Genomic DNA, 24,364 nt, shown 5'->3' on the forward strand with positions numbered 1-24,364 from the left:
TGAATTTGCAAAATTGTACTAAGCGAGAGGCTAGCTGCTGCGGCGGTCGCGGATCCAGTCCTGCACCTCGATAACAAACTCATCCGGTGCCTTACGGTACATACGACGAGCCAGATCCAGCACGGTATGCTGGGCCAGCGCCTCTTCCATACGCTGCTGGGCGATGTTCATCACGGCACGCACCCCGCAAATCCCTTCACAGGCCCATTCGGGCGGCGTTTCTTCAAAAACCGCCAGCCGCTGACGAATCTCTTTGCAGTCGAAAATGCTTTTCTCACCGTCGATGGCTTCCACGATATCCAGCACGCTGATTTGGTCAGGCGGGCGAGAAAGGGTAAAGCCGCCGCCTTTGCCTTCGCTGCTGATGACGAGTCCGGCTCTGGACAGTTTGGTGAAAATTTTACCGAGATAGTCGTAGGGCACGCCCTGCAGCTCGGCGATTTCACGCACGTTCATTTCGCGACCTTCGCCTTTGCCATCCACCATGCATATCAGGCTGTGAATGCCGTACTCCACGCCCGAACTGTAAAACGCCATGCTGCCTCCGACTCATTTAATCCAGGTAATGTAGGGATTTTATACGCGCTATGCAATCTATAACCCCTAAAACAGTGGAATGAAAATAAACTACGAAAGATCTTGTCGCAGTTAACTGCGACAAGTATAGTCGCAGTCGTTGGCCGCTGACGGCCTTTATCGGAGTAGAACCATGCAACAGAAGATCCTTATCCTTGGCGCCGGCTTTGCCGGTATGTGGGCGGCCCTGAGCGCGGCCAGACTTGCGGCGATGTACGATCGCGAAGACATTGAGATCACCGTGCTGGCCCCTCAGCCGGAGCTGCGCGTGCGCCCACGTTTCTACGAAACCGAGGTGGCTTCGCTGGTCGCTCCGCTTCAGCCGCTGTTTGACGTTACAGGCGTGACCTTTGTGAAAGGCGAAGCGCAGCGCATCGACAGCGTAAATCAGTGCGTCTGGTATCGGGATGAGCAGGGCAACAGCACGCCTCGCCAGTACGATCGTCTGGTTCTGGCGACGGGCAGCAACCTGAAGCGTGATCTGATTAAAGGTGCGGCGGAACATGCGTTCGACCTCGACCAGCTTGAGAGCGCGCTACGTCTGGAACAGCATATCTCTGCTTTAGCGCAGCAGGCAGAGAGCGAAGCCCGTAATACGGTCATCGTCTGCGGCGGCGGATTTACCGGCATTGAGATGGCCACTGAGCTGCCCGGCAGGTTACGCGCAGTGCTTGGCGCCGATACGCAAACTCGCGTCATTGTGGTTGAGCGGGGCGATAAAATCGGCGGGCGCTACAGCAGCGACCTGCGTGACGTGATTGCAACCGCCAGCGAAGAGCTCGGCGTGGAGTGGCGTCTGAATGCCGACGTCCTTGAAGTTGATGCCGAGGGCATTGTGCTGGCCGACGGCGAGCGTATTGCCTCCAGCACGGTGATTCTGACCGCTGGCGTGCAGGCCAGTCCGTTAACGGAGCAGATTAGCGCCCCGCGTGATAAACAGGGTCGTCTGCACGTGGATGCATTTTTACGAGTGGAAGGGCAGCCAGCCATTTTTGCCACCGGTGACGTTGCACGTGCCGAGACGGATGATTTGGGCAACCTGGCGCTGATGACCTGCCAGCATGCCATCATGTTGGGGCGTTTTGTGGGGTACAACGTCGCGGCAAGCCTGCTGGACGTGGCGGCGTTACCTTATCGCCAGATTAACTACGTCACCTGCCTCGACCTCGGTAACTGGGGCGCGGTGTTTACCGAAGGCTGGGAGCAGAAGGTGACCCACGTGCGCGAGGAAGCGAAGAAAATTAAGCTGTCGATTACCCAGGAACTGATTTACCCGCCGGTGGCAGACAGAAAAATCGCTTTTGAAACTGCAGATCCGTTAGCGCCGTTCGTCTAAGCGTTTTATCATGCTGCCGAATGTTTATCAGGAGGCAGCATGGCTAACGACATCACCTTTTTCCGCCGCTTTGAGCACGACATTGTCGCCGGGCTTAAAACCATCACCCTGCGCGACAGCAGTGAATCACATTTTGAGCCAGGGCAGCGTTTACGCGTCGGCCGCTATGAAGATGACGTCTATTTCTGCACTATCGATGTGATCGGCGTGACGCCGGTACTGCTTGACGATCTGGACGATGAGCACGCCCGCCAGGAGAATATGACGCTGGCAGAGCTTAAACAGGTTATTGGTGAGATCTATCCGGGATTAAATGCGCTGTACGAAATTTCTTTCCGCCTGGTGAGCGTGCCTTGATAAAACACGGGCTTTTTTCAGGGCATTACCGGGGATAAGCAGGATGTGTGAGTGGTTATTGCACGATAGCCTTTCGTCACTCAATGATAGGATCGTGAATTAATTTATTTCAATCACGCAAATGTCATCATGCAAAATCACTTTTTGAAACAGATTCAGCATTACCTGAAGGATTTTGAAAACCCGGCGCTGGCGGCTCAGGTGCCTCAGTCACTTGCCGATTACCTTTTCTCAAACCAGGCGTTGCTTGATGACAGCCGTATCACGCTGGACTTAATCAACGCGTTAAGCGACAGCCTTGAAGGCAAGCCGCAGAACCTCAACCAACTTTATCTGGCTCTTTATCTCTTCTGGCTGAACGCTATGGCGCATAGCGGCATCGATATCTTTTATTTTGGCGAATTAAGTAAGCTGCAAATGCTTGGCGCGCGATTCAGAGCTTCCGCCATTAATAATCTCTATTATCTGAATGCCGAAGAGCAAAATCAGCAGGAAATTGATGCTTTTGATGCAAAGATCGCAGCAAGTACCGCCCCTTTTATCCTTTACGATCCTCAGGGACTAAAACTGGCTCTGGCGGTTGAACATCCTCAGGCCATCGCCTGCATTTCATATTATGATTTGCTGATCGATAATTTCATCCCCTTAAGTACAAATGCCATCCAGCACACGCATTTGCTGGCGCAGCAATACGCCGCGCTGGCTGACCCGGACGTTAAAACGGTTATTATTGGTAACTCTTACAGCTTCTATGGCTTCCCTGAGGCGTGGCTGGAACACAGCGTCAATATCTCTACCCACAGTTTGGGACTTAAGCAGGCGCAGCAGCTGACGGCACATATCCTTGAGCGTTACCCGCAGGTACAGAACTTTGTTTATTGCCTGGGTTTTTTTGATCTGTACAGCGATCTGCTAAAAACAAAAGACGACTTTAACCAGCAGATTATTCATGCCTGGAGCCAGCTCAACAGCCATTATCTGATAAAGGGCGCCAGCGAATCCGCCTCGGACGATATTCAGGTCTTTAGCCGCCTGGTGATGCCATTTCCAGCGCAGGGGCAGCCCATTACCGGGCTGGATGATGTCATCTTCAGGGAGCAAATTTGCGAATCCACACGAAATTTAACGGGCAATCTTACTTCTCTGCCTCCGGCCCGGCAGCAGCAGATGGCGCAGCAGCGTGGCATAGCTCACTCTAAATCGGTTCATCATCAGGTCACGCTGAATGAAAATACGCGGCGGGTGGCCGAAATGGACGTTCTGTTAGCGAAGCACGGCAGGAAGGTTGTCTGGCTGACGCCACCGTTCCCGGCAGCTTATGTAGACAATCTGGACGTCAGGATGAAATATACGCATCGCAGCTGCTTCTCCGGGCTGGAGGCTGCACATTCGCGGTTTATCGATCTCTCAGAAAGCCTGGTATTTGTCGGGGAGGATTTCCGCGATGGTGACCATCTGAATTTTGCTGGTGCCAGAAAAATGGCTGAAGTTCTGCGAGAACTGAACGTGGTTATATAGCCGTTTTATGCAACAAGGGAAGGGCAAACCCTTCCCCAGTTTCAATGCTATCAGGCCGGCTGGCTGGCCTGTTTCAACATCTGGTAAAGCTCTTGTTTTACCCTCAGTTTTTCTTTCTTCATCTGCACGACTTCATCGTTGTATCCCGTCCCTTGCGGCCCCTCCTTGCGCATAATCTCGCTATCGAGACGGTTGTGTTTATTACACAGGCTGAGAAAGCGGGGGTTTTCGGACTTCAGGTGGGAAATCAAATCACGGTACTCAGGAAACATGTCAGGCCTCCCTGGTCAGATGGTAGGTGAGTGGATGAACAACTGGCTGATGCCAACCTCAGTGTAGAACCTGATTTGCGATAAGGGAAAGGACAAAAAAGTATCGTTTTGTCAATTTGCGATCGCGGTAGCGCCGTACTGAAATGCATGTCATTCTCATTTTTACGCCGGCAGGTTAACGCCGCAAAATGATAAAGACAGGCGGTATGACGTGCTCTAAGATATGTCTATGATATATCTTACATACCTAAAAGGTACGCTATGACCACACAAAACAATGCCAAAAAAATGCCGGTTCGGGTTCGTAATGAACTGAAGTTTCGTGAATTAACGGTAAAAACTAAAAGCTTTATCGCCGATACGTTTTACCGCCTCGTGTTCAGCAGCCCGCAGCTGGCAGACTTTTCCTCACAGGGGTTCGACGACCACATTAAAGTGTTCTTCCCGGCAGAAAACGGAGAGTTTACCCCGCCGCAGATAACCAGCGAGGGCATTGTCTGGGGTGAGGGCGCGCGGCCACAGTCGCGGGACTATACGCCGCTGGACTTCGACGCGGGGCGCTGCGAATTAACGATTGATTTCTACCTGCACGACGGCGGGGTCGCCAGCAGCTGGGCGAAAGAAGCGCAGCCGGGAGATAAGCTGTTTATCGGTGGGCCACGCGGCTCTCTGGTCACGCCAACGGACTATCACTGGCAGCTTTACGTGACAGATGAAAGCGGCCTGCCTGCCGTTCGCCGCCGTCTCCAGTCGCTGAGTAAGGAAGTGCAGGTTCGGGTGCTGGTCAACTGCCACAATACCGACAGTCTGAACTATCTGAGCGAATTTCCAGCGGTAAAAGTGCAGGCGTTAACATATGGGGAAATCGCTGAGTACCTGAAGCACGCGGAGATCCCGGCTGACGACTACTACATCTGGATTGTGGGCGAAGGAAAGCAGGCGAAAGCGCTGGGTGATTACCTGCTGGAAGAGCGTGGCCTGGATGCGGACCTGGTCCGCGCCGTTGCCTACTGGCATGACAAATAAGGCGACCGATGGTGCGTATTCATCCTGAACAAAACCACCCGGAAGGGCGCGCCCGCCATCGCCGTGAACGTCTGTTTGACGCCAACGACATCCGCCTGCTGATTCTGCATCTTTTGGCTGGCGGCCCGGCGCACGGTTATGAGCTTATAAAGTCCATTGAAAGCCTGGCGAAAGGGGAATATGTGCCGAGCCCCGGCATTATTTATCCTAACCTGACGCTGATGGAGGAAATGGGCTTAATCACGGTGGGCGAAGGGCAAAGTGGGAAAAAATCCTTCACGCTGACGGCAGAAGGAAAAGCCTCGCTTGAACAGCAGCCATCCGAACTGGAAGCGGTGACCACCAGGCTGGCCACCCTCGGCGTTCTCGGCGGCAACCGCCGTTTACCCGAGGTACAGCGCGCAATTCATAATTTCAAAACGGCGCTGCACGCTAAACTGGGCAGCACTGAGCTTTCGAAAGAGACGCTGTACAAAATCATCGACACGCTGGATCAGGCGGCTAAAGATATCGAACGTAGTTAGCGTCAGCCAGGCCTTTTTAAATATCCCCCCGGCCTGGCCGGAGGGAAAACGCTTACTGGAAGCTATAGCTGACGTTGACGCCCACGCCGTAGTTACGGCCAGGCGCTGGCTCAAAATAGCGGCCATTGCCTTCATTGACAATCACCGAACCGACGTAATCGCGGTCGAACAGATTATCAACCCGCCCCCAGATGTCCAGCAGCCAGTTTTGCTGCAGCTGAAGCTTGTAGCCGGTGTTCAATCCCACGGTGGTGTAGGTTGACGCTTTGGCGTCGTTTTGGTCATCGGCCTGAATATCACTCATGTAGCGAACGTCCGCGCCCGCATACCAGCCGTCTTCAGGCACGTAGCCCAACGACGCGTAACCCATATTGCGGGCGATGCCCGGCATCCGGTTGCCGTTGCAGTCGTTTGTGCCACAAACGTTGCTGCGGTAGGTGGCATCGAGGTACGTCCAGGCCATTTTCAACCGCCAGTCTGCGGCGAACTGCTGATCGAGAGAAAGCTCAAGTCCACGGCGGCGAGTTTCACCGGCATTTTTATAGGTCGTGCGCCCGCCGCTGCTTTGATCGACCACGATCTCGTTATCGGTGTCGGTCTGGAACAGGGCGGCGGTAAACAGGCCGTTGCCGATGCGGTTTTTACTGCCAACCTCAACCGTGGTGCTGGTCGAGGGCTGCAGAGCAAAGTTCAGCCCGGACGCGCCGTTGTCGCGGTAAGAAAGCTCGTTGATGGTTGGCGTTTCAAACCCACGGCCTGCGGAAGTGTAAACATTCCAGCCATTGTTGACGGAATATTTTAACGAGGCGGCAGGCAACCATTTGTGATAGCTGGCGTTGCCGCTGTCGTCGCCGTTTTTCCCCACGATGTAATAGTCGTTTGAATCAAAGTAGACCGAGCTGTAGCGCACGCCCGCATCCAGGCTGAGTTTGTCGGCCAACTGCCACGTGGTTTGCAGGTACGGGTCGAGGTTCCACATCAGGTTGCGCTCGTTACGGCGCAGGTTGCCTTGCTCGCCCAGCACCGTGGCGCCGTTCACCGTCACAAAGTTCTCGTAGCCTTTGCGCTTCTCGGTCATCGTCTCGTAGTCCAGCCCGGTGGTGAAGCTGACCGGCACGCTGCCGAGTTCGCCGTTGTGCGTCCAGCGTGTATCAATACCCTGGTAATGTCTTGCCAGTTGGATCACGCCGCCGGGATGAGTGGGGCTTTTCTGGACTGCCGCCGGAATGGACTGGAACTGCGTAGTCTCACGCACGCCCGCGTACATCATCACGCTTAAATCATCGTGTTCGCTGAGCTGGCGGTCATAGCGCAGCCCGCCCTGAGTTTGCTTCGTCGTTTTACGCGTATTGTACTGATCGGCCCGTGGCGCTTGTTTGGGATTGTCCCGCCACTCCTGCTCGGTCAGGCCGCCGGGATCGTTGGCGTCAATGTCCACGCTGTTGAACAGCAAAGTCAGCTTGCTGACGTCGTTCAGGCGAACGCCAAGCTTTGCATTGCCGAGGTTTTTCTGCGCGCTGCTGTGGTCACGGTAGCCGTGCGTGGTAAAGCGCGAGGCGGATACGGCATAGTCCACGTCACCGGCATGGGTGCCGTCGCCGGTTGAGCCGGTGGCCTTCACGCTGTTGCGCCAGCTACCGAAGCTGCCGTAATAGCTGCTGGCTTCGAACGTAGGCGGCTGACGGCCGGTTTCCGTTGTGACGTTAACGACCCCGCCCGAGGAGTTGCCGTACAGCGCGGAAAACGGGCCACGAAGCACCTCGATGCTCTCCACGCTATTAAGATCGATATTTGACGTTTGCCCCTGACCATCGGGCATCGTGGCCGGGATCCCGTCCACATACATGCGCACGCCTCTTACACCGTACATTGACCGCGAACCAAAACCGCGCACCGAAAGCTGTAAATCCTGGGCGTAGTTCTGGCGGTTCTGAATTTGCAGCCCAGGGACGCTGCCGAGATTTTCCGAAAGATTTATCCGCGGCGCGGCCTGGCGCAGGTCATCGCCTGAAACAACGCTCACTGCAGCAGGCGTATCCAGTTCGGAAACCGTTGTGGGCTTAGCGGTCACCAGCAGCGTGGTTTCATCGGTTTGCGTTGTGTCGGCGGCTTGCGTAAAGCAGGGGGTGAAGGCCGGGATCAGGAGAAGGGAAAGGGCGGTTTTGCTGCTATGGGGTTTGTTTTTCTGGGTTGTTTTCATCAGGGGGTGTTTACGGCATGCGCCAATTGTCAGGATCGTGAGCTTTATATGTTAGTTCTTGTGTTTAAATTTTGAAAACCATTAACGCACGTAACGTTAACAATGGGTTGCGAGTGGTGAAAGAAGCGGCGAAATATTTTTTATTTTTACTGCATCCAGCGGTGCATCCTCACCCGTATATCAGAATGTGAGCAACTCTCTTGCTCCCTACAATTGAGGAATTCAACATGAACAAGTATTTTGCTTCCGCCGTGTGCGCCTCCGCTTTTTTCAGTACTTTGAGCATTGCCTCAATGACGAATGATTCCGTGATGGTCGGCGGTGCAGCGATGTATCCGTCAAAAAATATTGTTGAGAACGCCGTGAATTCTAAAGATCACACCACGCTGGTCGCGGCGGTGAAGGCCGCCGGTTTAGTGGATACGCTGCAGAGCAAAGGACCGTTTACCGTCTTTGCCCCAACCGATGCCGCGTTTGCTAAACTGCCTGCGGGGACGGTCAGTAATTTGATCAAGCCGGAAAATAAAGCCACGCTGACCAGTATCCTGACCTATCACGTGGTAGCCGGAAAATACGATATGAAAGCGCTGGAGAAAAAAATCCAGCAGGGCGGCGGGAGCGCAGAATTAAAAACCGTGAACGGCCAACCGCTGTGGTTCATGAATAACGGGCCACACAATATTCAAATTAAAGATGCGAAGGGCAACCTCGCGAATATCAGTACTTATGATGTGAACCAGAAAAATGGCGTTATTGACGTCATTGATACCGTACTGATGCCGAAGTGAGTGTCTATACTCGATTCAGGCCTGTCGCCTGGTCGAGAAAAATATGGATAAAACTCTGGTAGAACAGCAGGTAAAACTGATGCAGGCGGTTGCTGAAGGCGACCGCCGCGCATTTGAACAACTCTATCGTCTGACTTCGCCCCATCTTTTTGCCGTCGCGCTGCGCACCGTTCAGCGGCGGGCGTGGGCAGAAGAAATTCTGCATGATGCATTTCTTACGGTGTGGAACCGGGCATCAGGCTACGATCCCGCGTTAAGTGCTCCCGTGACCTGGCTGACCCATATTGTTCGCAATCGCTGCATCGACTGGCTCCGCAGCGGGCAATCCCGCGCCGCAAACCAGGAAGAAGAACTCAGCGACAACGCCGCCGATATGGAAAGCGAAGCAGACAACGGCTGGTGTGACGAACAGCAGGCAGGGCGCCTGCGTGGCTGCCTGGAAGGACTCAGCAGCGAACAGCGGCAGAGCGTGGTGCTGGCCTACTATCAGGGCATGTCCCACGGTGATATCGCCGACTGGCTGCAGCAGCCGCTCGGCACGGTAAAAAGTTGGATCCGCAGGGCGCTGGATCACCTTAAGGATTGCGTCGGACTATGAACAGCAGCCAACCAAGAGATAACGCCCTGGCCTCTGAATACGCGCTGGGTACGCTGCGCGGCAGGGCGCGTTTGCGCTTCGAAAAACGTCTCCAGGCCGAGCCGGAGCTTGCCGCGCTCGTGGGCCGCTGGCAAACCCTGCTTGGTGGGCTGGACAGTCAACTCCGGGCACAACAACCGCCGGAAACCGTCTGGAAGAAAATTCAGCTTAGCCTGCCGCCTGAGCGTAACGTCGTCGTGCCTTCCCGCTGGAGCTGGAACTACCTCGGCTGGGCGCTCGCCGCCGGGCTTGCCGCCGTTACTCTGGTGCCGTATTTCAGCCCCAAAGCGCCTGAACTTGCGCCGCTTATGGCGCTTAACGGCAGCGGCCAGCAGGGGCAGTGGCTGGTTAGCGCCGACGGCGACCGTAAAACGCTGCGCCTGACGCCGCTGCAGCTGGCGTCCGTCTCCGCCAGTAATAGTCTGCAGCTGTGGGCCATCCCGGTTGGCGCCAAACCGGTTTCTCTGGGGCTGCTGGACAGCAAAGTGGTGACGCAATTGAGTAACGGTAACGTGACGTTGTCACGAGGTGTGACGATCGCCATCAGCCTTGAGCCGCAGGGCGGCTCGCCGACCGGGCAGCCAACGGGGCCGGTGGTGTATAGCGGGGTACTGTAGGGTCTGTTTCCCCTGCACGTTCAGAGCACGGTGAACGTGTGAGGGGGATAACGCCATCCCCCGAACAGCCCCGGCGCCCGACAGCTCAACCCCGCCTGAGTTGGGTCATAACCGGGGGCGATGAGAGCCGGGAACAAGGGCGTGGCTTTGAGACTTGCAGCGACTGTGACTTTCAACGTGGCCGCACGCTAAAAGCGAGGCACGGTTCCGGCTTAAATCGCCTCGGTTTTCTCTCCGACTGGCCAGGGTCCGGACGTCGGGAACGGCCGGAGGCTGAGAGCGTCGGGAACGCATCTCAGCCGACCCAGGACTGGGAGATAAAACGGAGGTCTGCCGCTTTAGCGGTCGATTTATTTGGCCGGGAGTCCGGGGTCTCGGGGGAATGACGGTGATTCTCCCGAGACGTTCACGAGTTTGATGGCTGCATATAAAACAGGACTGGAGGTGAACGGAATGTTTGCCGTCCCTACATAATCGTGGGAATTTGTGACTAAGGGATGCCAAAGAGTGAAATCTGAGACTTGATCCCCTCTCCCCGGCGGGGAGAGGGTCAGGGTGAGGGGCACTACTCGTGGTGATCGTGAACCTGTTGGGCCACTTCATGCACGCGCTTACGTGCGCCAAACCAGCCCAGCGTCAGCAGAATCGCCAGCACCGGAATAGAGGCAATGGTGAAGGTCCCATTCGGGTAGTCCATCGCCATCAGTACCAGAACGCCGAGCAGGAACAGCAGCGTCAACCATGAGGTAAACGGCGCGCCCGGCAGCTTGAAGCTCACGTCGTCCGCTTTCCCTTCTTTAATCGCCTTGCGCAGACGAATCTGGCACAGCACGATAAACGCCCAGGAGGTGATGATGCCCAGAGACGCCATATTCAGCACAATTTCAAACACCTGGGAAGGCACCAGGTAGTTGAGGAACACGCCAAGCACGTACACGCCGCTGGTGACCAGAATCCCGGCATACGGCACCTGATTCTTGCTCATCTTCGACATGAACTGCGGCGCGGAACCGCCCATCGACATTGAACGCAGAATACGCCCGGTGCAGTACAGGCCAGAGTTCAGACTCGAGAGAGCGGCTGTCAGCACCACGATGTTCATCACGTCGCCGATGTAAGGCACGCCGAGCTTCGAGAAGAAGGTCACAAACGGGCTTTGCCCCGCCTGATAGGCGTTCCACGGCAGCAACAGCACCAGCAGCACGACGGAGCCGACATAGAACAGGCCGATACGCCAGATAACGCTGTTGATCGCCTTTGGCACCATGGTTTTCGGGTCTTTACATTCCCCGGCCGCGGTGCCGACTAATTCAATAGAGGCGAAAGCGAAGACTACGCCCTGAATCAGCACCAGCGCGGGCAGCAGGCCGTGGGGGAAGAAGCCGCCGTTATCGGTTATCAGGTGGAAGCCGGTGCTGTTGCCGTCAATCGGTTTCCCTGTGCCGAGGAAAATGGTCCCGACAATCAGGAAGGCGACGATAGCCAACACTTTGACCAGTGCAAACCAGAACTCCATTTCGGCGAACCACTTCACGCCAATCATGTTCATTGCCGCGACCACGGCCAGCGCACCGAGCGCGAAGACCCATTGCGGCACATCCCCGAACGCGCCCCAATAGTGCATGTAGAGCGCAACGGCGGTGATGTCCACGATCCCGGTCATCGCCCAGTTGACGAAGTACATCCAGCCACAAACGTAGGCGGCCTTTTCCCCGAGAAACTCACGGGTGTATGAAACGAAGCTGCCGCTGGAAGGGCGATGGATAACCAGCTCGCCCAAAGCGCGAAGGATGAAGAAAGAGAAAATACCGCAAACCAGATAGATTAACGCCAGCGCGGGCCCTGCGGCCTGCAGGCGAGCACCTGCGCCGAGGAACAGGCCGGTACCGATGGCGCCGCCGATGGCAATCATCTGCACGTGGCGGTTGCCCATTGCCTGGTGATACCCCGAGTCCTGAGAATTCAACCAGCGCCGTTTGGCGGCGCGGTGTTCCGCTTCAGTCTTTGTTTTCATTGAGATTCCTGTCTGCCTTTGAGTTAAAAAGCGCCGTCCTTTTCCGCCCGTTAATTCTGGCTGCGGGGGCCGTAAAAAAGAGGGCGAGGAATCCTGCCAGAAAATTGAATGAGAATCAAAATTACAAACTTGTCATTTTAGTGGCGGCGTTCTGTTGGTGTGACGGGCATAACATTCCTGATATACCAGGACTCTGAGAAGGGCTGCATCATGAACATTAAATGGTCAAAAAAACGGCTCGCGGTTGCCTGCGTGCTAGCCTGCACGGCAGGGCTTTGGATGTACTCCCAGGCCTCTTCGCCAGCAACGCAAACAAAAACGGCTTTACGCGCCGGACGTTGTCGTCTTACCGCCGCAGGCGGTGCAGGATGGCCCGGGCGCGGCAGTACGTTTACGCTCTCGTTGCCGCGACACGAAACGCTTAAATAACGCAGAATAATCTCTCCTTGCAGGAACGAAATTAAGCGCAATGAGTCTCAGTGACGTAAACAGGTAGCCCTTTGTCCTCTTCAGGATAAAATCTAAACTGATGCGTCGTGTTTAGCTCCAGTAGAGACTGGGGCGTTCACTATGAGGCCCTGGATCACCGCTTTAATCGTTATGGAAAACCTGCACAATGCTAACGAAATTCCTCTCGCGCCGCGCCGTCGCCCTGGCCGTGGTGCTACTCACCGTTCTTATCATCGCGTTGTTCTTCTTTCTGAGAAGCCCGGATGTGCCCGACTATGTCACGGCCCCCGTGCGCAAGGGGGATATAGAAAATTCCGTCCTGGCGACCGGCCGCATCGACGCCATTGAACGCGTTAACGTCGGGGCGCAGGTTTCAGGCCAGGTCAAGTCGCTTAAAGTGAAGCTGGGCGACCACGTGACCAAAGGGCAGTCGATTGCCGACATTGATGACGTGCCGCAGCGGAACGACCTGCGTAACGCCGAAGCCGCGCTAAACGTGGTCAAAGCCGATCTGCAGGCTAAGCAAGCGCTCCTGAAACAATCTGAACTGCGATTTAAACGCCAGCGCCAGATGCTGAGTGAAGATGCCAGCTCGCGCGAAGATTTTGAATCTGCCGAGGCAACGCTTGCCACCACGCGCGCTGAATTACTGTCACTGAATGCCAAACTTGTTCAGGCGCAGATAGAGGTGGATAAGAAAAAGGTCGACCTTGGCTATACGCGAGTCCTGGCGCCGATGGACGGCATTGTTATCGCCGTTGTCACGCAGCAGGGGCAGACCGTAAACTCCAGCCAGAGCGCGCCGACCATTATTAAGCTGGCCCGTCTCGACGTCATGACCATCAAGGCGCAGATCTCTGAGGCCGATATCACCAAAATTTCTGCCGGTCAAAAAGCCCGCTTCACGATTTTCTCCGAGCCGGACAAACACTATGACGCGACGCTGCGCACCGTTGAGCTGGCGCCGGAGTCGGTAATGAAAGATGACTCTCTTGCCGGCAGCAGCACGGCATCCGGTTCTGGCACTTCCAATGCGTCCGTCTATTACAACGCTCTGCTCGACGTTCCAAACCCAGAGAATCGTCTCCGTATAGCGATGACCGCTCAGGTCACGCTGCTAGCCGGAGAAGCCAAAGATACGCTACTGGTGCCGATCCAGGCCGTGCGTAAAGCCGAAGAAAATAAGCAGCAGGTTCAGGTGCTCACGGCTAACGGCAAGCTGGAAACCCGGGAGGTGAAAACCGGGATTACCAACAACGTGGATATTCAGATCCTCGAGGGCTTAAACGTCGGGGAAAATGTGGTGCTGTCGCAGCCGGGTGAGAAAGCGCCTGGGGAAGGGTTTGTGCTGTGAGCAACATCATTGAGCTGAAGGGTATCAGCCGGACCTATGGCAACGGCGGCCAGGCGCTGACCGTCCTGAAAAACGTGAGTCTGACCATCGCGGCGGGAGAAATGGTGGCCATCATTGGCGCCTCGGGTTCGGGTAAATCGACCCTGATGAACATTATGGGCTGCCTTGACGTGCCCGACCGCGGGGATTACTTCATCGGCGGGCAAAACGCCGCTCAACTTTCGCCGGATGAGCTGGCCAGGGTGCGCCGGGAACATATCGGCTTTATCTTCCAGCGCTACCATTTGATGCCCGACCTTAGCGCCCTGGGCAACGTTGAGATCCCGGCCATTTACGCCAACAGCGAGCGCGACAAACGTCGGCTGCGGGCGGCGGCTTTGCTTGGCAGGCTTGGGCTGGAAGGCCGCGAGCACCATAAGCCCGGCGAGCTTTCCGGCGGCCAGCAGCAGCGCGTGAGTATCGCCCGTTCGCTGATTAACGGTGGGGAGATAATTCTGGCGGATGAGCCGACCGGCGCGCTGGATTCTCAGTCCGGGCAGGAAGTGTTAGCCATCCTGAGCGAGCTTAACCAGCGCGGTCATACGGTGGTGATGGTGACCCACGATATGAAAGTGGCGCAGCACGCACGGCGTATTATCGAGCTGCGCGACGGCGAAATTATCGCCGATAGCGGCAGTTGCGTAACCGCCACGGAAACGCTGCCGCCGCCCAACCGTACCCGGCAAAGCCGCTGGCAAAGCTTGCTCGACCGTACGCGTGAATCGCTGCAAATGGCGCTCAAAGCGATGAACGCGCACCGTTTACGTACCACGCTAACCATGACCGGGATAATTTTCGGTATTGCCGCCGTGGTCACCGTTGTGGCGCTGGGCGAGGGGGCGAAGCAGAAGACGCTGGAGAATATTAAGGATCTGGGTACCAACGTGGTCAGCATCTATCCCGGCCGGGATTTCTTTGATGACAGCATCGAGGGCATTCGAACGCTGGTGCCGGCAGACGCTGAGGCGCTGGCGAAGCAGGGCTTTGTCGACAGCGTAAGCCCGGAGGTTAGCGCCTCAGACAACATTCGTTTTCTCGGTAAATCCGCAACCGCTTCGATCAACGGCGTCGGGCGAGATCACTTCCGCGTAAACGGCATTCAGCTTCTGCAAGGGGCTACCTTCAGGGACGATCGTAACGCGCTGCAGGAAGTGATTATCGATGAGAACGCCCGCAAAGCGCTGTTCGACGACGCCGGGCTGCAGGCGCTGGGGCAAATCGTTTTTCTGGGTTCCGTTCCGGCACGCGTGGTGGGCATCGCCCAAAGTAACAACCGGAGCTACGCGCCTAACCGCATTACCGTGTGGATGCCCTACAGCACGGTGATGTACCGCATGGTAGGCAAACCGGTTTTGAGCAGCATCAGCGTCCGACTCAAAGACAATGTGGCTAACGAGGCGGCGGTAAGCGCCATTTCTCAGCTGCTAACCCAGCGCCACGGCGTGAAAGATTTCCAGCTCTATAACTTCGAACAGATCAGAAAATCTATCGAACGCACCTCGATGACCTTTAGCATTTTGATTCTGATGGTCGCCTGCATCTCGCTGATGATCGGCAGTATCGGCGTGATGAACATCATGCTGGTCTCCGTGACCGAAAGAACCCATGAAATCGGCGTACGCATGGCGGTAGGTGCGCGACGGAGCGACATCATGCAGCAGTTTATGATTGAAGCCGTACTGGTTTGCCTGATTGGCGGGGCGCTGGGCATTGCGCTTTCTTATGCCGCAGGCGCGTTATTTACCGCCCTGGCGGGCGGAATGTTCACGGCTATTTATTCGTGGCAGGCCGCTGCCGCCGCGTTCTGTTGTTCAACATTAATCGGCATGATCTTCGGTTATCTCCCCGCCCGCAAAGCGGCAAGGATGGACCCGGTCGTTTCACTGGCCAGCGAGTAACCTATGAAAATTTTATCACCTTTGGCTTTATGCCTTGCCGCCGCGTTCAGCGCAGGCTGCGCAAATACGCTTAAAAGCGACTATCACGCGCCCGAAGTGAGCTATCCCGCCAGCTGGAACAAGAGCGAGCCGGTCGGAGACATTGCCCCGTTTGACTGGAAAGCGTTTAACGATCCCCAGCTCGATAACTGGCTGCGCCAGGTCATGGCAAGCAATAACGACGTGGCTATCGCCGTGCTGCGCGTGTACCGGGCGCGACTGGACGCGGAAAGAGTCGGTATCACCAACGATCCAGGGCTGAAAGGTTCGCTGGGCGTAGACGGAAAAACCCCGCTGAATAACTCGTCCGGCTGGACAAAAGGCAGCTCTGCCAGCCTCAGCACCAGCTATGAGCTGGATCTCTGGGGCAAAATAGCCCGCCAGCGCGATGCGGCGGAGTGGGCAAGTCATGCCAGCGAAGAAGATTTACGCGCCGCACGCCTGACGCTGCTTTCAGAGGCCAGTAATAATTACTGGCGCATCGGCTTTGTGAACCAACAAATCGACGTGCTCCAGCAGAGCATCGACTATGCAAAAGAGACGCTGCGTCTGGCGGAGGCTCGCTATCGTGCAGGTGGAGCTTCAGCCCTGGATGTCGTTGACGCTCAACAAAGCCTGCTGGCGCAGGAAAATCGACTCACCGGGCTGCAGCGGGACCGCCTGCTGGGGCTTAACCAACAGGCAGTATTGCTCGGTACCGCGCCGGGCAGCGCCGTTGTGGAGCCAACAAAACTGCCAAAAGGAACCCTGCCGCAGGTTAACGCGAACATTCCTGCCAGCGTGCTGATGCATCGGCCTGATATCAGCGCGCAAGAGTGGCGGGTGCGTGAAGCGCTGGCCAATGTTGATATCCGGCGTACCGAATACTATCCCGCGTTCAGCCTGACGGGATCTCTTGGCACCGGCAGCAGCTCGCTGCTGAACGTGCTGCATAACCCAATCGGTTCCGTTGGCGCGAGCCTGACGCTACCGTTCCTCGAGTGGCGGCAGCGGGGCGTGGAGGTGAAAATCGCCCGTAACGATTACGAGCAGCGAGTGCTGGCGTTTAAACAGTCGCTTTATAAAGCAATGAGCAGCATTGAAGACGAACTCTCCCTGCGCAATCAGCTGCTGGCGCAGGAATTAAGGCTCCGGGAGGGGCTGGCGCTTGCGCGTAAGTCAGAGCGGCTGAATGAAGTGCGCTACCGTCAGGGGGCAGCGCGTATTTCATTCTGGCTCGATGCCCAGGAAAAACGTCGCCAGGCGGAACTGTTGCTGGATGAAAATCGCTTTAATCAGCTGCAAAATCTGGCAAAAATTTATCTCGAGTTTGGCGGGTCGTCTAAATTCCCCTAAATCTTGCTAACTCATTCTCCACAAACAGAAAACGGTTTTTCTTTCTCTGGCGCTCGTTTAAAGTCTGGCTGGCTTAACGTGTTTAAGCGAACAAAATGATAAACGAGCGCTTATTTTATGGGGAAGGGTGAAGGCATGCGTGTGTCAGATTATATCAGGCTGTTATTTCTTGCCGCGGTGTGGGGAGCCAGCTTCCTTTTTATGAAAATAGCGGCGCCGGAATTCGGGGCGGTAAACACGGCCTTTTTAAGGGTGTTTTTTGGTTTTGTAGGGCTGGCGGTGATTCTTTTCACCCTTAGGTCTTCTTTTCGCTTTGAAGGCAAATTCCGTTCGGCGCTTATTTTAGGCGCGATTAACTCCGGGCTGCCTTTCTTTATGTATTGCCTGGCCGCAAAATGGCTACCGGCCGGATACTCCGCTATTTTAAACGCAACCACGCCGCTAATGGGCGCCATTATTGGGTTCTCTTTCTTTGGTGAAAAATTAACGGCACGAAAATGGCTGGGCGTAGTGCTGGGCCTGGCGGGGATTATGGTGATTACCTCGGTCGGTGACGCACAGTCAAACGAGGACAAAATTGCCGGGATTATTGCCTGCCTGGTAGCCACGAGCTGCTACGGCGTGGCGGGCTTTTTAACCCGCCGCTGGATCTCCAACAAGGGCGGACTTGATCCTAAAATCGTCGCTTTCGGCAGCCAAATTGGTGCCACGCTTTTCCTGCTGCCGTTCTTTGCCTGGAGCGTGGCGACGGGGCCTTCAATCAACTGGCTGCAGGGCAATGTCTGGTTCAGCGTGCTGGGCCTGGGTATTCTGTGCACCGCCGTGGCCTATATTTTCTATTTCCGTTTAATTGCCGATATCGGGCCATTACGCAGCCTCACTGTGACCTTTTTAATTCCACCGTTTGGCGTGCTGTGGGGATATCTCATTTTGCATGAAACCATCAGCGAAGCGTTTATTATCGGCGCGGTGATTGTTTGTTTCTCCGTCTGGCTGGTGATAAGCCCGGACAAGAAAATGCTTGCCGTAAAAAGTTAAGCCGGAACCCGGCAACGAATAATTGTAGTTATACTAGCCGCGAGCCCGGATAAGGTTTCCGGGTTACGCGGTTAAGGAAAAACGATGAAACGAGAAGCGCTGTTCGCTGCGGTGTTTGACAAGTATCAGGTCGAGCCGGACTATCCGTGGGACAAGTTTAAGGACTACGCCGTGCTGCGGCACCGCTACAAGCGCAAATGGTTTGGCGTGGTGCTGAGCATTTCAGCCGCAAAACTGGGGCTGGAAAGCGATGAGATCGTCGATATTCTCAACGTAAAAGTGATGCCTGGCGCCGTAGGCTCACTGAGAATGCAGCCGGGTATTTTACCCGCTTACCATATGAACAAAGAACATTGGGTGACGGTGCTAATTGACAAGGTGCCGGATGAACTGATCCTGGGCCTTATCGATGAAAGCTTTGGCCTGACGCGCTAATCGTTTCGTGCCCCGAATGCCAAAAGAGACCACGGCATCCGGGGAACCCTTTAACTCAGAACCAGGTTTCCAACTGCGTACCGAACATTAGCGAGCCACCGCTGTGATAGCCTGAATTACCGAAGGTATCGGTCAAGGAATAGTTATCCAGATTTTTGTCCCAGTTCATCCAGCTGACGAAGAAACGGATCTCCGGGCGCTCGAAGAAGTCGGTGACGTTCTGCATTTTAAAGGTCGGCGCGAAGGTCAGCTTGTAGAAGCTGCCGGATACCGGCTTATTGCCGTTGAAGCCCTTCGGGTCGATGTCCATATACTGATAGCTGGCCTCGTACTGCAGGGCAAAGTTCTGATTAACCTCCTGGATCAGCCGTGAGTTGAGTGTCACCCAGTCATAGTGGTCGGATTCGATGTAGCGACTGTTGCTGCTTTGCGCCACCAATAGCGGGGCGATGCTCATTCGGTCGCTCAACTGGGTTATGCCGTAGGTGGCAAATTTCACTGTCCATGCATCGTCGATCAGATAGCCATCCGATCCCGGCCCCCGCACTTCAGCCCCCAGCGCTTTGCCGTAAAGCAGCACGGTTTTGGTCGAACCTTTATTGAGACCGTAGAAACTGTCGCCATGCCACGCCAGCATGGTATTGAAGCCATGCGAGGCGGCATTATCCTTTGCCAGGCCATCGTTGATCCGCTTGTCATTTTCCTTAGAATAGAGGCCGTTCAGCATCCACTGCCAGTTGCCGACGCGGTTGTTCAGCGAAAAGGTGTAGTTCTGGATAAAAGTATTCTCCGCGCCGGTCATGTTATTGTATTCAACGTTCTCCATCGCCTCTATGTCGTTGAAGTTACGCCCATACACAGCCAGGTTGGTTTTAACATCGCCGAAGAACTTCACATCGTAAATCCCCGCACCGGTGCCGACCAGGTTCATCATATCCGAGTCCAGCCAGTGGATATCGAAGTTATCACGGTCCTCTCGTTTGCCCGCCCACAGCGTTGACCCGCTAAACGCACCGGTGAAGGCAGGGAGGTTGCTCATCTCTACAAACGCCTGGCGCAGATTCATCTGGCCGTTAAACGCGCTGTCGGTGTTGTAGGTTTTGTCCCACTCGGCAATTTTCATGTAGTAGCGGAAGCTCGAGTCGTTGGCGTAATGGCGTTTATAGTCGAAGTCGGCGGTGACGTAGGTGTCGGCCTCGTTGCCCAGGCGACCAACGCTGCCGCCAGTGCTGCCCGCCGGCGTCAGTGATGGACCGACGGTGGTGGTGGTGCCTTGTTTTCCGCTCAGGATGCCGGTGCGGGCGTAGCCGCCAAATTTAATTTCGGTATCGTCATTAATAATATCGCTCTTGCTGTTTTTATTTTTTAATTCTGCGTCGCTGGCTCTCTTCTCCGCTACGGCAATTTTATTTTTGGCCAGCGTTAATTTATTTTGTGAAAGCTTAAGTTCCGCCTCCACCTTTTCCAGTCTGGCGTTAATTTCTGCCAGGGTTAATTCCGCTGCATGCGCAGGTAAAGCACAGGCCAGGGTACAGAAAGTTAGAAATGTTATTTTCATCATTAATACCTGTGATCGCCCCTGCTCTGAATAGATATACTCAGGGCATACGGGTGTCCTTAATAAGGTGAAACATGCTTTTACAGTACAGGGTTTACTGTATTATTTATCTTTTTTTATTATCCACGTTGACCAACAACAGCGTGCAGATAAAGGCAAAGACTGCAACGGCCACGCCGACGGTGATATAGGTAATAAACTGATAGCGATCGTACAAATACATCAGTGGTGACAGCAGCACCGCCAGCCCATAGGCGTTGGCTTTAATTGAAAGTAGGGAGAGCACCATGCCGCCCAGCGCCGAACTGCACAGCATTACGGCAATCGCCCGCATACCGGACTGCATGACGATACCGAACAGCGCAGGTTCCGAAACGCCCAGCAGCTGGGTAACGGTTGCCGAGATCCCGGCGGTCTTAAACGCTACGTTTTTCGACTTCAGGGAAATAGCCAGGCACACGGCGGCATTGGCGAAACCGTACATCGCGCAGATGGTAATCAGCGGGTTGAAGCCGGTACCGGCGATCAGCGAGGTCTCAATCATAATGAACATATGATGCATCCCGGTCATCACCGCAATTGGATAAATAAAGCCGATCAGCAGGCCGCCGATACCGGCAGGCAGCGCGAGGAACTGCTGGATAGCCATCACCGCATAGTGCTCAAAGCCGTGAACAAGCGGGCCGAGCGCCAGCAGCGCAATCGCCACGGCGCAGAGGATCACCAAGAACGGGGTGAAGATCAGATCCATCGAGTCAGGCATAATCCGACGGAAAACCTTCTCCAGCTTCGCTCCGATAATGCCGGTGATAAGTGCGGTCAGGATCGATCCCTGATAGCCGACCAGTGGAATAAAATCGAAGAGATAGATCGGCTGCGCATTCCCGTAAGCCACCGAATAGGCGTTAGGCAGGGCGGGGGAAACCAGCATCAGCCCGATCAGAAAACCGATAATCGGCGTGCCGCCAAACTTCTTAAACGCCGACCAGCAGATAAACGCCGCCAGGAAAGCAAAGGCCGTATCGCACAGCACGGTCATCAGGGTGGTCACCGACGCCGGCAGGGCGAGGGTGCTGGCGCCAAACGTCGCCAGCACCGTATCGTTAAACAGCACGCCCTTCAGCCCAAGGAACAGGCCCGTTGCACCCAGCACCGGCACGATCGGCACAAACACATCCGAGAGGTGGCGAATTCCCGCCTGTAACGAGCTGCTGCCCTGGCGGCTCATTTCATCCTTGCTGACTTCGCTGATATTAAACGCCTGCATAAACTCGGCGTAAACTTTATTCACAATCCCGGTTCCGAGAATCACCTGATACTGCCCTGAGTTAAAAAATACGCCTTTCACTTCATCGACGTTTCTTATTTTCTCATCTTCTATCAGGCCGCGATCTTTTACCTGTAATCGCAGACGGGTAGCACAGTGGGTGGCGGAAATAATATTTTCCCGGCCAATGATATTCACCAGTTCAACGGCAATGTTTTTATATTTATTCATGTTGGGTTGTTCCCTTGATAAGAATGCTTTGATAAGGCTCTAATGATGAACTGAGCTGCGGATAGTTATTAACGATAATATCGCCCTCCGGTATTTTATAATAAACTGTGTGGTTACTGAGGTTAGTGACAGAAGTAAAGTATTCACTCGCCGTGCGGCGTTGATAGCTGATGATTTCCGGCGAGGCGGTTTCCAGCGGGATAAAATCACCGTAGATCAATGTGTCAGGATAATCATTGTTGCGCAGGCGAATAAGCTGCTGGTAAAAGGCAAAGACTGAATGCGCATCCTGCTGCTGTGCGGCGGCGTTAATCAACGCGTCCTCTGCCGACAGCGCCAGCCAGGGTTTCGCCCCCTGATTAAATCCGCTGTTCACCGTGTTGTCCCACGGGAACGGCGTGCGCGAGTTGTCACGCGAGCGGTGATTGACGAACGCCAGCGACTGCCGCGCGGAGAAGCCTTCCGCCAGCGCGCGATGATAGTTATCAATGCTGGAAATATCGTCGAATTCGCTGATATCGCTGCGGCAGAAGTTAGCCATGCCCAGTTCCTGCCCCTGATAGATGTACGGCGTGCCGCGCAGGAAGAAGTACATTGCCGCCAGGCACTTGGCACCAGTCGCATTCTGGTAATCGGGGTGAACCAGTTTCGACAGCGCTCGCGGCTGGTCGTGATTCTCGATAAAGCTGGTGCCCCAGCCGCACTGCGCAAAGGCGTTCTGGCTGTCGAACAGCGCCTCGCGGAACTCGGCCACCGTCCAGTCGCGGCGGCGGAACCACTCCGAGCCGTTTTCCACATCAATATCCGCCGCGTGGAAGTCAAAAATCATATCGAAGTAGCCGTTTTCGCCGATAAACTGGCCGTACTCCGCATAGGGAACGCCCGGCGCTTCGCCGACGGTGACGCAGGCATATTTATCAAAGGTGTTTTCCTTCAGCTCGTTCAGAAACACGTCAATGCCGGGGCGGTTGCGCGCCTTGCTTTTGATCGACCCCAGCCCGTCAACGCCGTCGACCGGCACGGAGGCGTAGTCGGCATCTTTCTTGATAAAGGTAATCGCATCCACGCGGAATCCGGCCACGCCTTTCTCCAGCCACCAGTTAATCATTCGGTAAATCGCCTCGCGCATCTGCGGATTTTCCCAGTTCAGGTCAGGCTGCTTTTTATGGAACACGTGCAGGTAATACGTCTCTTCCCCCGGCACTTTTTCCCACGCGCTGCCGCCGAAAATCGAGCGCCAGTTATTCGGCGGCAGGCCGTTGACCGCCGGGCGGAACAGATAATAATCGCGATAGGGGGAATCCGCATCGGCCAGCGCCTGCTGGAACCACTGATGCTCATCGCTGGTGTGATTCACCACCAGATCGATCATGATTTTAATCCCCAGCACTGCGGCTTTGTCGATCAGCGTATCCACATCGCGCATCTCGCCGAACTCCGGGTTCACCGCGTAGTAATCGGCGATGTCATAGCCGTTATCGGCCATCGGCGACAGATAAAACGGCGAAATCCACAACATAGTCACGCCCAGCGACTGCAGGTAGGGCAGCTTTTCGATAATCCCCGGCAGATCGCCAATCCCGTCGTTATTACTGTCCTTAAAGCTCCTTGGATAGATTTGGTAAATCACGGATTCTTTCCACCAGGCGTTATCCTGGCCTGCTTGCTGCTTTAACATGTCCACCTCTGTGATGTGGTATCGATACCACATTGTGATAAAAAAATTTACGCCGACTTTCTAAGCACCAGTTCCGCTTTCAGATCGTCACTGTTGTAGCGGTAGGGTTTACCGGCGATAAGGGCAATCAAATATTCCACCGAGAACTGACCCAGCTTGTCCACCGGCTGGTTCACCGTGGTAATCGGCACGCTGACCATTTCGGAAACCGGCAGGTTATCGAAGCCGACGACCGCGATATCCTGCGGCACCCGAATGTCATGGTTGGTCAGCCAGGTGACCAGGCCGCAGGCCACATCGTCACTGCCGGTAAACACCACGTCGGGCCGTGCGGAAGGAAGCCGCGCCGCCAGCTGTTCCGCCAGGCGGATACCGTCTTTGTAGGTGTGCAGCCTGCGAAAAATCAGCGCGTTATCAATGGTTTTACCCGCGGCTGTCATCGCCTTCTGGAAGCCCCGGTTACGGCGCTCGCCGTGGCCTTTTTGCAGGAAATCACCGCCGGTGCAGTAGGCGATTTTCTGGTAACCCTGTTCCAGCAGATAGCCAATCGCGTTAAACGTTGCCTCTTCATCATCCACCCGTACCACCGGCAGCTCAGCGCCGTCCACGCTGGTATTGCACAGCAGGATAGGGCCGTGCTGCTGATATTTTTCCAGCACCGCTTTATCGCTCTCAACCGAGCAGAGGATCAGGCCATCAATAATCTTTTTCTTCAGCAGGTCGAGGCAGTTGGCTTCTTCCCCCACGCTGTCGTGGTTCTGCACGATCAGCACCGAATAGCCGTTTTTACGCGCCGTGACTTCCAGCGCATCCACCAGATTGGCGAAGAAGGGGTTGGTGATCCGCGACACCAGAATGCCGATGCGGTGCGACTTCACCCCGCGCATTTGCTGTGCGGCGGTGCTTGGCTCATAGTCCAGCGCCTTCATCGCCGCGTGGATACGTGCTTTTTTATCTTCAGAGATGTAAGGGTGGTTGTTCAGAAAGCGCGAAACGGTCGATACCGACAGTCCGGCGTGTTCTGCCACATCTTTAATGGTTGCAGTCATAATGTATGAAATCGATATCAGAATGGCGCTACGCTATTTCTCTCCAGAAAAATTGTCAATCACAGTCTTTCAGAGTTTGATCGTAATCACATGAAATCCGTCGAGAATTCCAGATGGCGGGGAGGCCG

21 protein-coding genes are annotated in these 24,364 nt (G+C 55.1%); 13 read left to right on the plus strand and 8 right to left on the minus strand.

What is annotated here, in order from left to right:
- Positions 1-30: 30 nt before the first annotated feature.
- Positions 31-537, minus strand: coding sequence for an RrF2 family transcriptional regulator (locus tag ACE38U_RS08220; RefSeq protein ID WP_038472209.1), 507 nt, complete (start codon positions 535-537; stop codon positions 31-33).
- Positions 538-709: 172 nt separating this feature from the next.
- Here ACE38U_RS08220 and ACE38U_RS08225 point away from each other — a divergent pair, with 172 nt between their 5' ends.
- The 3 genes from ACE38U_RS08225 to ACE38U_RS08235 all read left to right on the plus strand — a co-directional run bounded on the left by ACE38U_RS08225 (position 710) and on the right by ACE38U_RS08235 (position 3,787).
- Positions 710-1,912, plus strand: coding sequence for an NAD(P)/FAD-dependent oxidoreductase (locus tag ACE38U_RS08225; protein ID WP_375529479.1), 1,203 nt, complete (start codon positions 710-712; stop codon positions 1,910-1,912).
- 39 nt (positions 1,913-1,951) lie between these two features.
- Positions 1,952-2,269, plus strand: coding sequence for a N(4)-acetylcytidine aminohydrolase (gene yqfB, locus ACE38U_RS08230; RefSeq protein WP_038472213.1), 318 nt, complete (start codon positions 1,952-1,954; stop codon positions 2,267-2,269).
- Positions 2,270-2,398: 129 nt separating this feature from the next.
- Positions 2,399-3,787 (plus strand): hypothetical protein, encoded by a 1,389-nt coding sequence (locus ACE38U_RS08235; protein ID WP_375529480.1) that lies wholly within the window; start codon positions 2,399-2,401, stop codon positions 3,785-3,787.
- Between the two features lie 50 nt (positions 3,788-3,837).
- On the opposite strand, the gene ACE38U_RS08240 is transcribed toward ACE38U_RS08235, so the two are convergent.
- Positions 3,838-4,059 carry an HP1242/YdcH family protein gene (locus ACE38U_RS08240; protein ID WP_038472217.1) on the minus strand — a complete coding sequence of 74 codons (222 nt, stop codon included), beginning with the start codon at positions 4,057-4,059 and terminating at the stop codon, positions 3,838-3,840.
- Between the two features lie 261 nt (positions 4,060-4,320).
- Here ACE38U_RS08240 and ACE38U_RS08245 point away from each other — a divergent pair, with 261 nt between their 5' ends.
- On the plus strand, positions 4,321-5,085 hold the full coding sequence (locus tag ACE38U_RS08245) for a siderophore-interacting protein (RefSeq protein ID WP_375529481.1): 765 nt from the start codon (positions 4,321-4,323) through the stop codon (positions 5,083-5,085).
- Between the two features lie 8 nt (positions 5,086-5,093).
- A complete protein-coding gene (locus tag ACE38U_RS08250; protein ID WP_176982507.1) occupies positions 5,094-5,609 on the plus strand; it encodes a PadR family transcriptional regulator in 516 nt (171 codons plus the stop codon).
- A 52-nt stretch (positions 5,610-5,661) separates the two neighbouring features.
- Here the strand turns inward: ACE38U_RS08250 and pqqU are convergent, their stop codons facing one another.
- Positions 5,662-7,809 (minus strand): TonB-dependent receptor PqqU, encoded by a 2,148-nt coding sequence (gene pqqU, locus ACE38U_RS08255; protein WP_375529482.1) that lies wholly within the window; start codon positions 7,807-7,809, stop codon positions 5,662-5,664.
- Between the two features lie 227 nt (positions 7,810-8,036).
- Between pqqU and ACE38U_RS08260 the strand changes: the two genes are divergently transcribed.
- From ACE38U_RS08260 to ACE38U_RS08270, 3 genes are read left to right on the plus strand one after another with little or no spacing between them, the layout of a single operon-like run.
- Positions 8,037-8,597 carry a fasciclin domain-containing protein gene (locus ACE38U_RS08260; RefSeq protein ID WP_038472228.1) on the plus strand — a complete coding sequence of 187 codons (561 nt, stop codon included), beginning with the start codon at positions 8,037-8,039 and terminating at the stop codon, positions 8,595-8,597.
- Positions 8,598-8,640: 43 nt separating this feature from the next.
- On the plus strand, positions 8,641-9,195 hold the full coding sequence (locus tag ACE38U_RS08265) for an RNA polymerase sigma factor (RefSeq protein WP_038472230.1): 555 nt from the start codon (positions 8,641-8,643) through the stop codon (positions 9,193-9,195).
- Positions 9,192-9,851 (plus strand): anti-sigma factor, encoded by a 660-nt coding sequence (locus ACE38U_RS08270; RefSeq protein WP_375529483.1) that lies wholly within the window; start codon positions 9,192-9,194, stop codon positions 9,849-9,851. Before ACE38U_RS08265 ends, ACE38U_RS08270 begins: the two co-directional genes overlap by 4 nt.
- Positions 9,852-10,416: 565 nt before the next feature.
- On the opposite strand, the gene ansP is transcribed toward ACE38U_RS08270, so the two are convergent.
- Positions 10,417-11,865 (minus strand): L-asparagine permease, encoded by a 1,449-nt coding sequence (gene ansP / locus ACE38U_RS08275; RefSeq protein WP_061275884.1) that lies wholly within the window; start codon positions 11,863-11,865, stop codon positions 10,417-10,419.
- 616 nt (positions 11,866-12,481) lie between these two features.
- Here ansP and etsA point away from each other — a divergent pair.
- From etsA to ACE38U_RS08300, 5 genes are all read left to right on the plus strand, one after another.
- On the plus strand, positions 12,482-13,669 hold the full coding sequence (etsA, locus tag ACE38U_RS08280; protein ID WP_038472235.1) for a macrolide efflux RND transporter periplasmic adaptor subunit EtsA: 1,188 nt from the start codon (positions 12,482-12,484) through the stop codon (positions 13,667-13,669).
- Complete coding sequence (locus tag ACE38U_RS08285) at positions 13,666-15,606, plus strand: MacB family efflux pump subunit (protein WP_038472237.1); 1,941 nt, start codon at positions 13,666-13,668, stop codon at positions 15,604-15,606. The genes etsA and ACE38U_RS08285 overlap by 4 nt, the downstream gene beginning before the upstream one ends.
- Positions 15,607-15,609: 3 nt before the next feature.
- Complete coding sequence (etsC, locus tag ACE38U_RS08290) at positions 15,610-16,980, plus strand: macrolide efflux RND transporter outer membrane subunit EtsC (RefSeq protein ID WP_375529484.1); 1,371 nt, start codon at positions 15,610-15,612, stop codon at positions 16,978-16,980.
- Positions 16,981-17,115: 135 nt separating this feature from the next.
- On the plus strand, positions 17,116-18,018 hold the full coding sequence (locus tag ACE38U_RS08295; protein ID WP_038472240.1) for a DMT family transporter: 903 nt from the start codon (positions 17,116-17,118) through the stop codon (positions 18,016-18,018).
- 84 nt (positions 18,019-18,102) lie between these two features.
- Positions 18,103-18,453, plus strand: a complete 351-nt coding sequence (locus ACE38U_RS08300; protein ID WP_375529485.1) for an MmcQ/YjbR family DNA-binding protein — start codon at positions 18,103-18,105, stop codon at positions 18,451-18,453.
- 55 nt (positions 18,454-18,508) lie between these two features.
- Here the strand turns inward: ACE38U_RS08300 and ACE38U_RS08305 are convergent, their stop codons facing one another.
- The 4 genes from ACE38U_RS08305 to ACE38U_RS08320 all read right to left on the minus strand — a co-directional run bounded on the left by ACE38U_RS08305 (position 18,509) and on the right by ACE38U_RS08320 (position 24,236).
- Entirely contained in the window at positions 18,509-20,011 is a 1,503-nt protein-coding gene (locus tag ACE38U_RS08305) for a carbohydrate porin (protein ID WP_445986270.1), read from the minus strand.
- A gap of 106 nt (positions 20,012-20,117) precedes the next feature.
- A complete protein-coding gene (locus ACE38U_RS08310) occupies positions 20,118-21,509 on the minus strand; it encodes a PTS transporter subunit EIIC (RefSeq protein ID WP_375529487.1) in 1,392 nt (463 codons plus the stop codon).
- The gene (locus tag ACE38U_RS08315; protein WP_176982516.1) at positions 21,502-23,187 is read right to left on the minus strand and encodes an alpha-glucosidase; all 1,686 of its coding nucleotides are present in this window, start codon (positions 23,185-23,187) and stop codon (positions 21,502-21,504) included. Before ACE38U_RS08315 ends, ACE38U_RS08310 begins: the two co-directional genes overlap by 8 nt.
- 47 nt (positions 23,188-23,234) lie before the next feature.
- Positions 23,235-24,236, minus strand: coding sequence for a LacI family DNA-binding transcriptional regulator (locus ACE38U_RS08320; RefSeq protein WP_176982517.1), 1,002 nt, complete (start codon positions 24,234-24,236; stop codon positions 23,235-23,237).
- Between the last annotated feature and the right edge of the window lie 128 nt (positions 24,237-24,364).

This window comes from Cedecea selenatireducens (assembly GCF_042138895.1).
Classification (GTDB): Bacteria; Pseudomonadota; Gammaproteobacteria; order Enterobacterales; family Enterobacteriaceae; genus Cedecea; species Cedecea selenatireducens.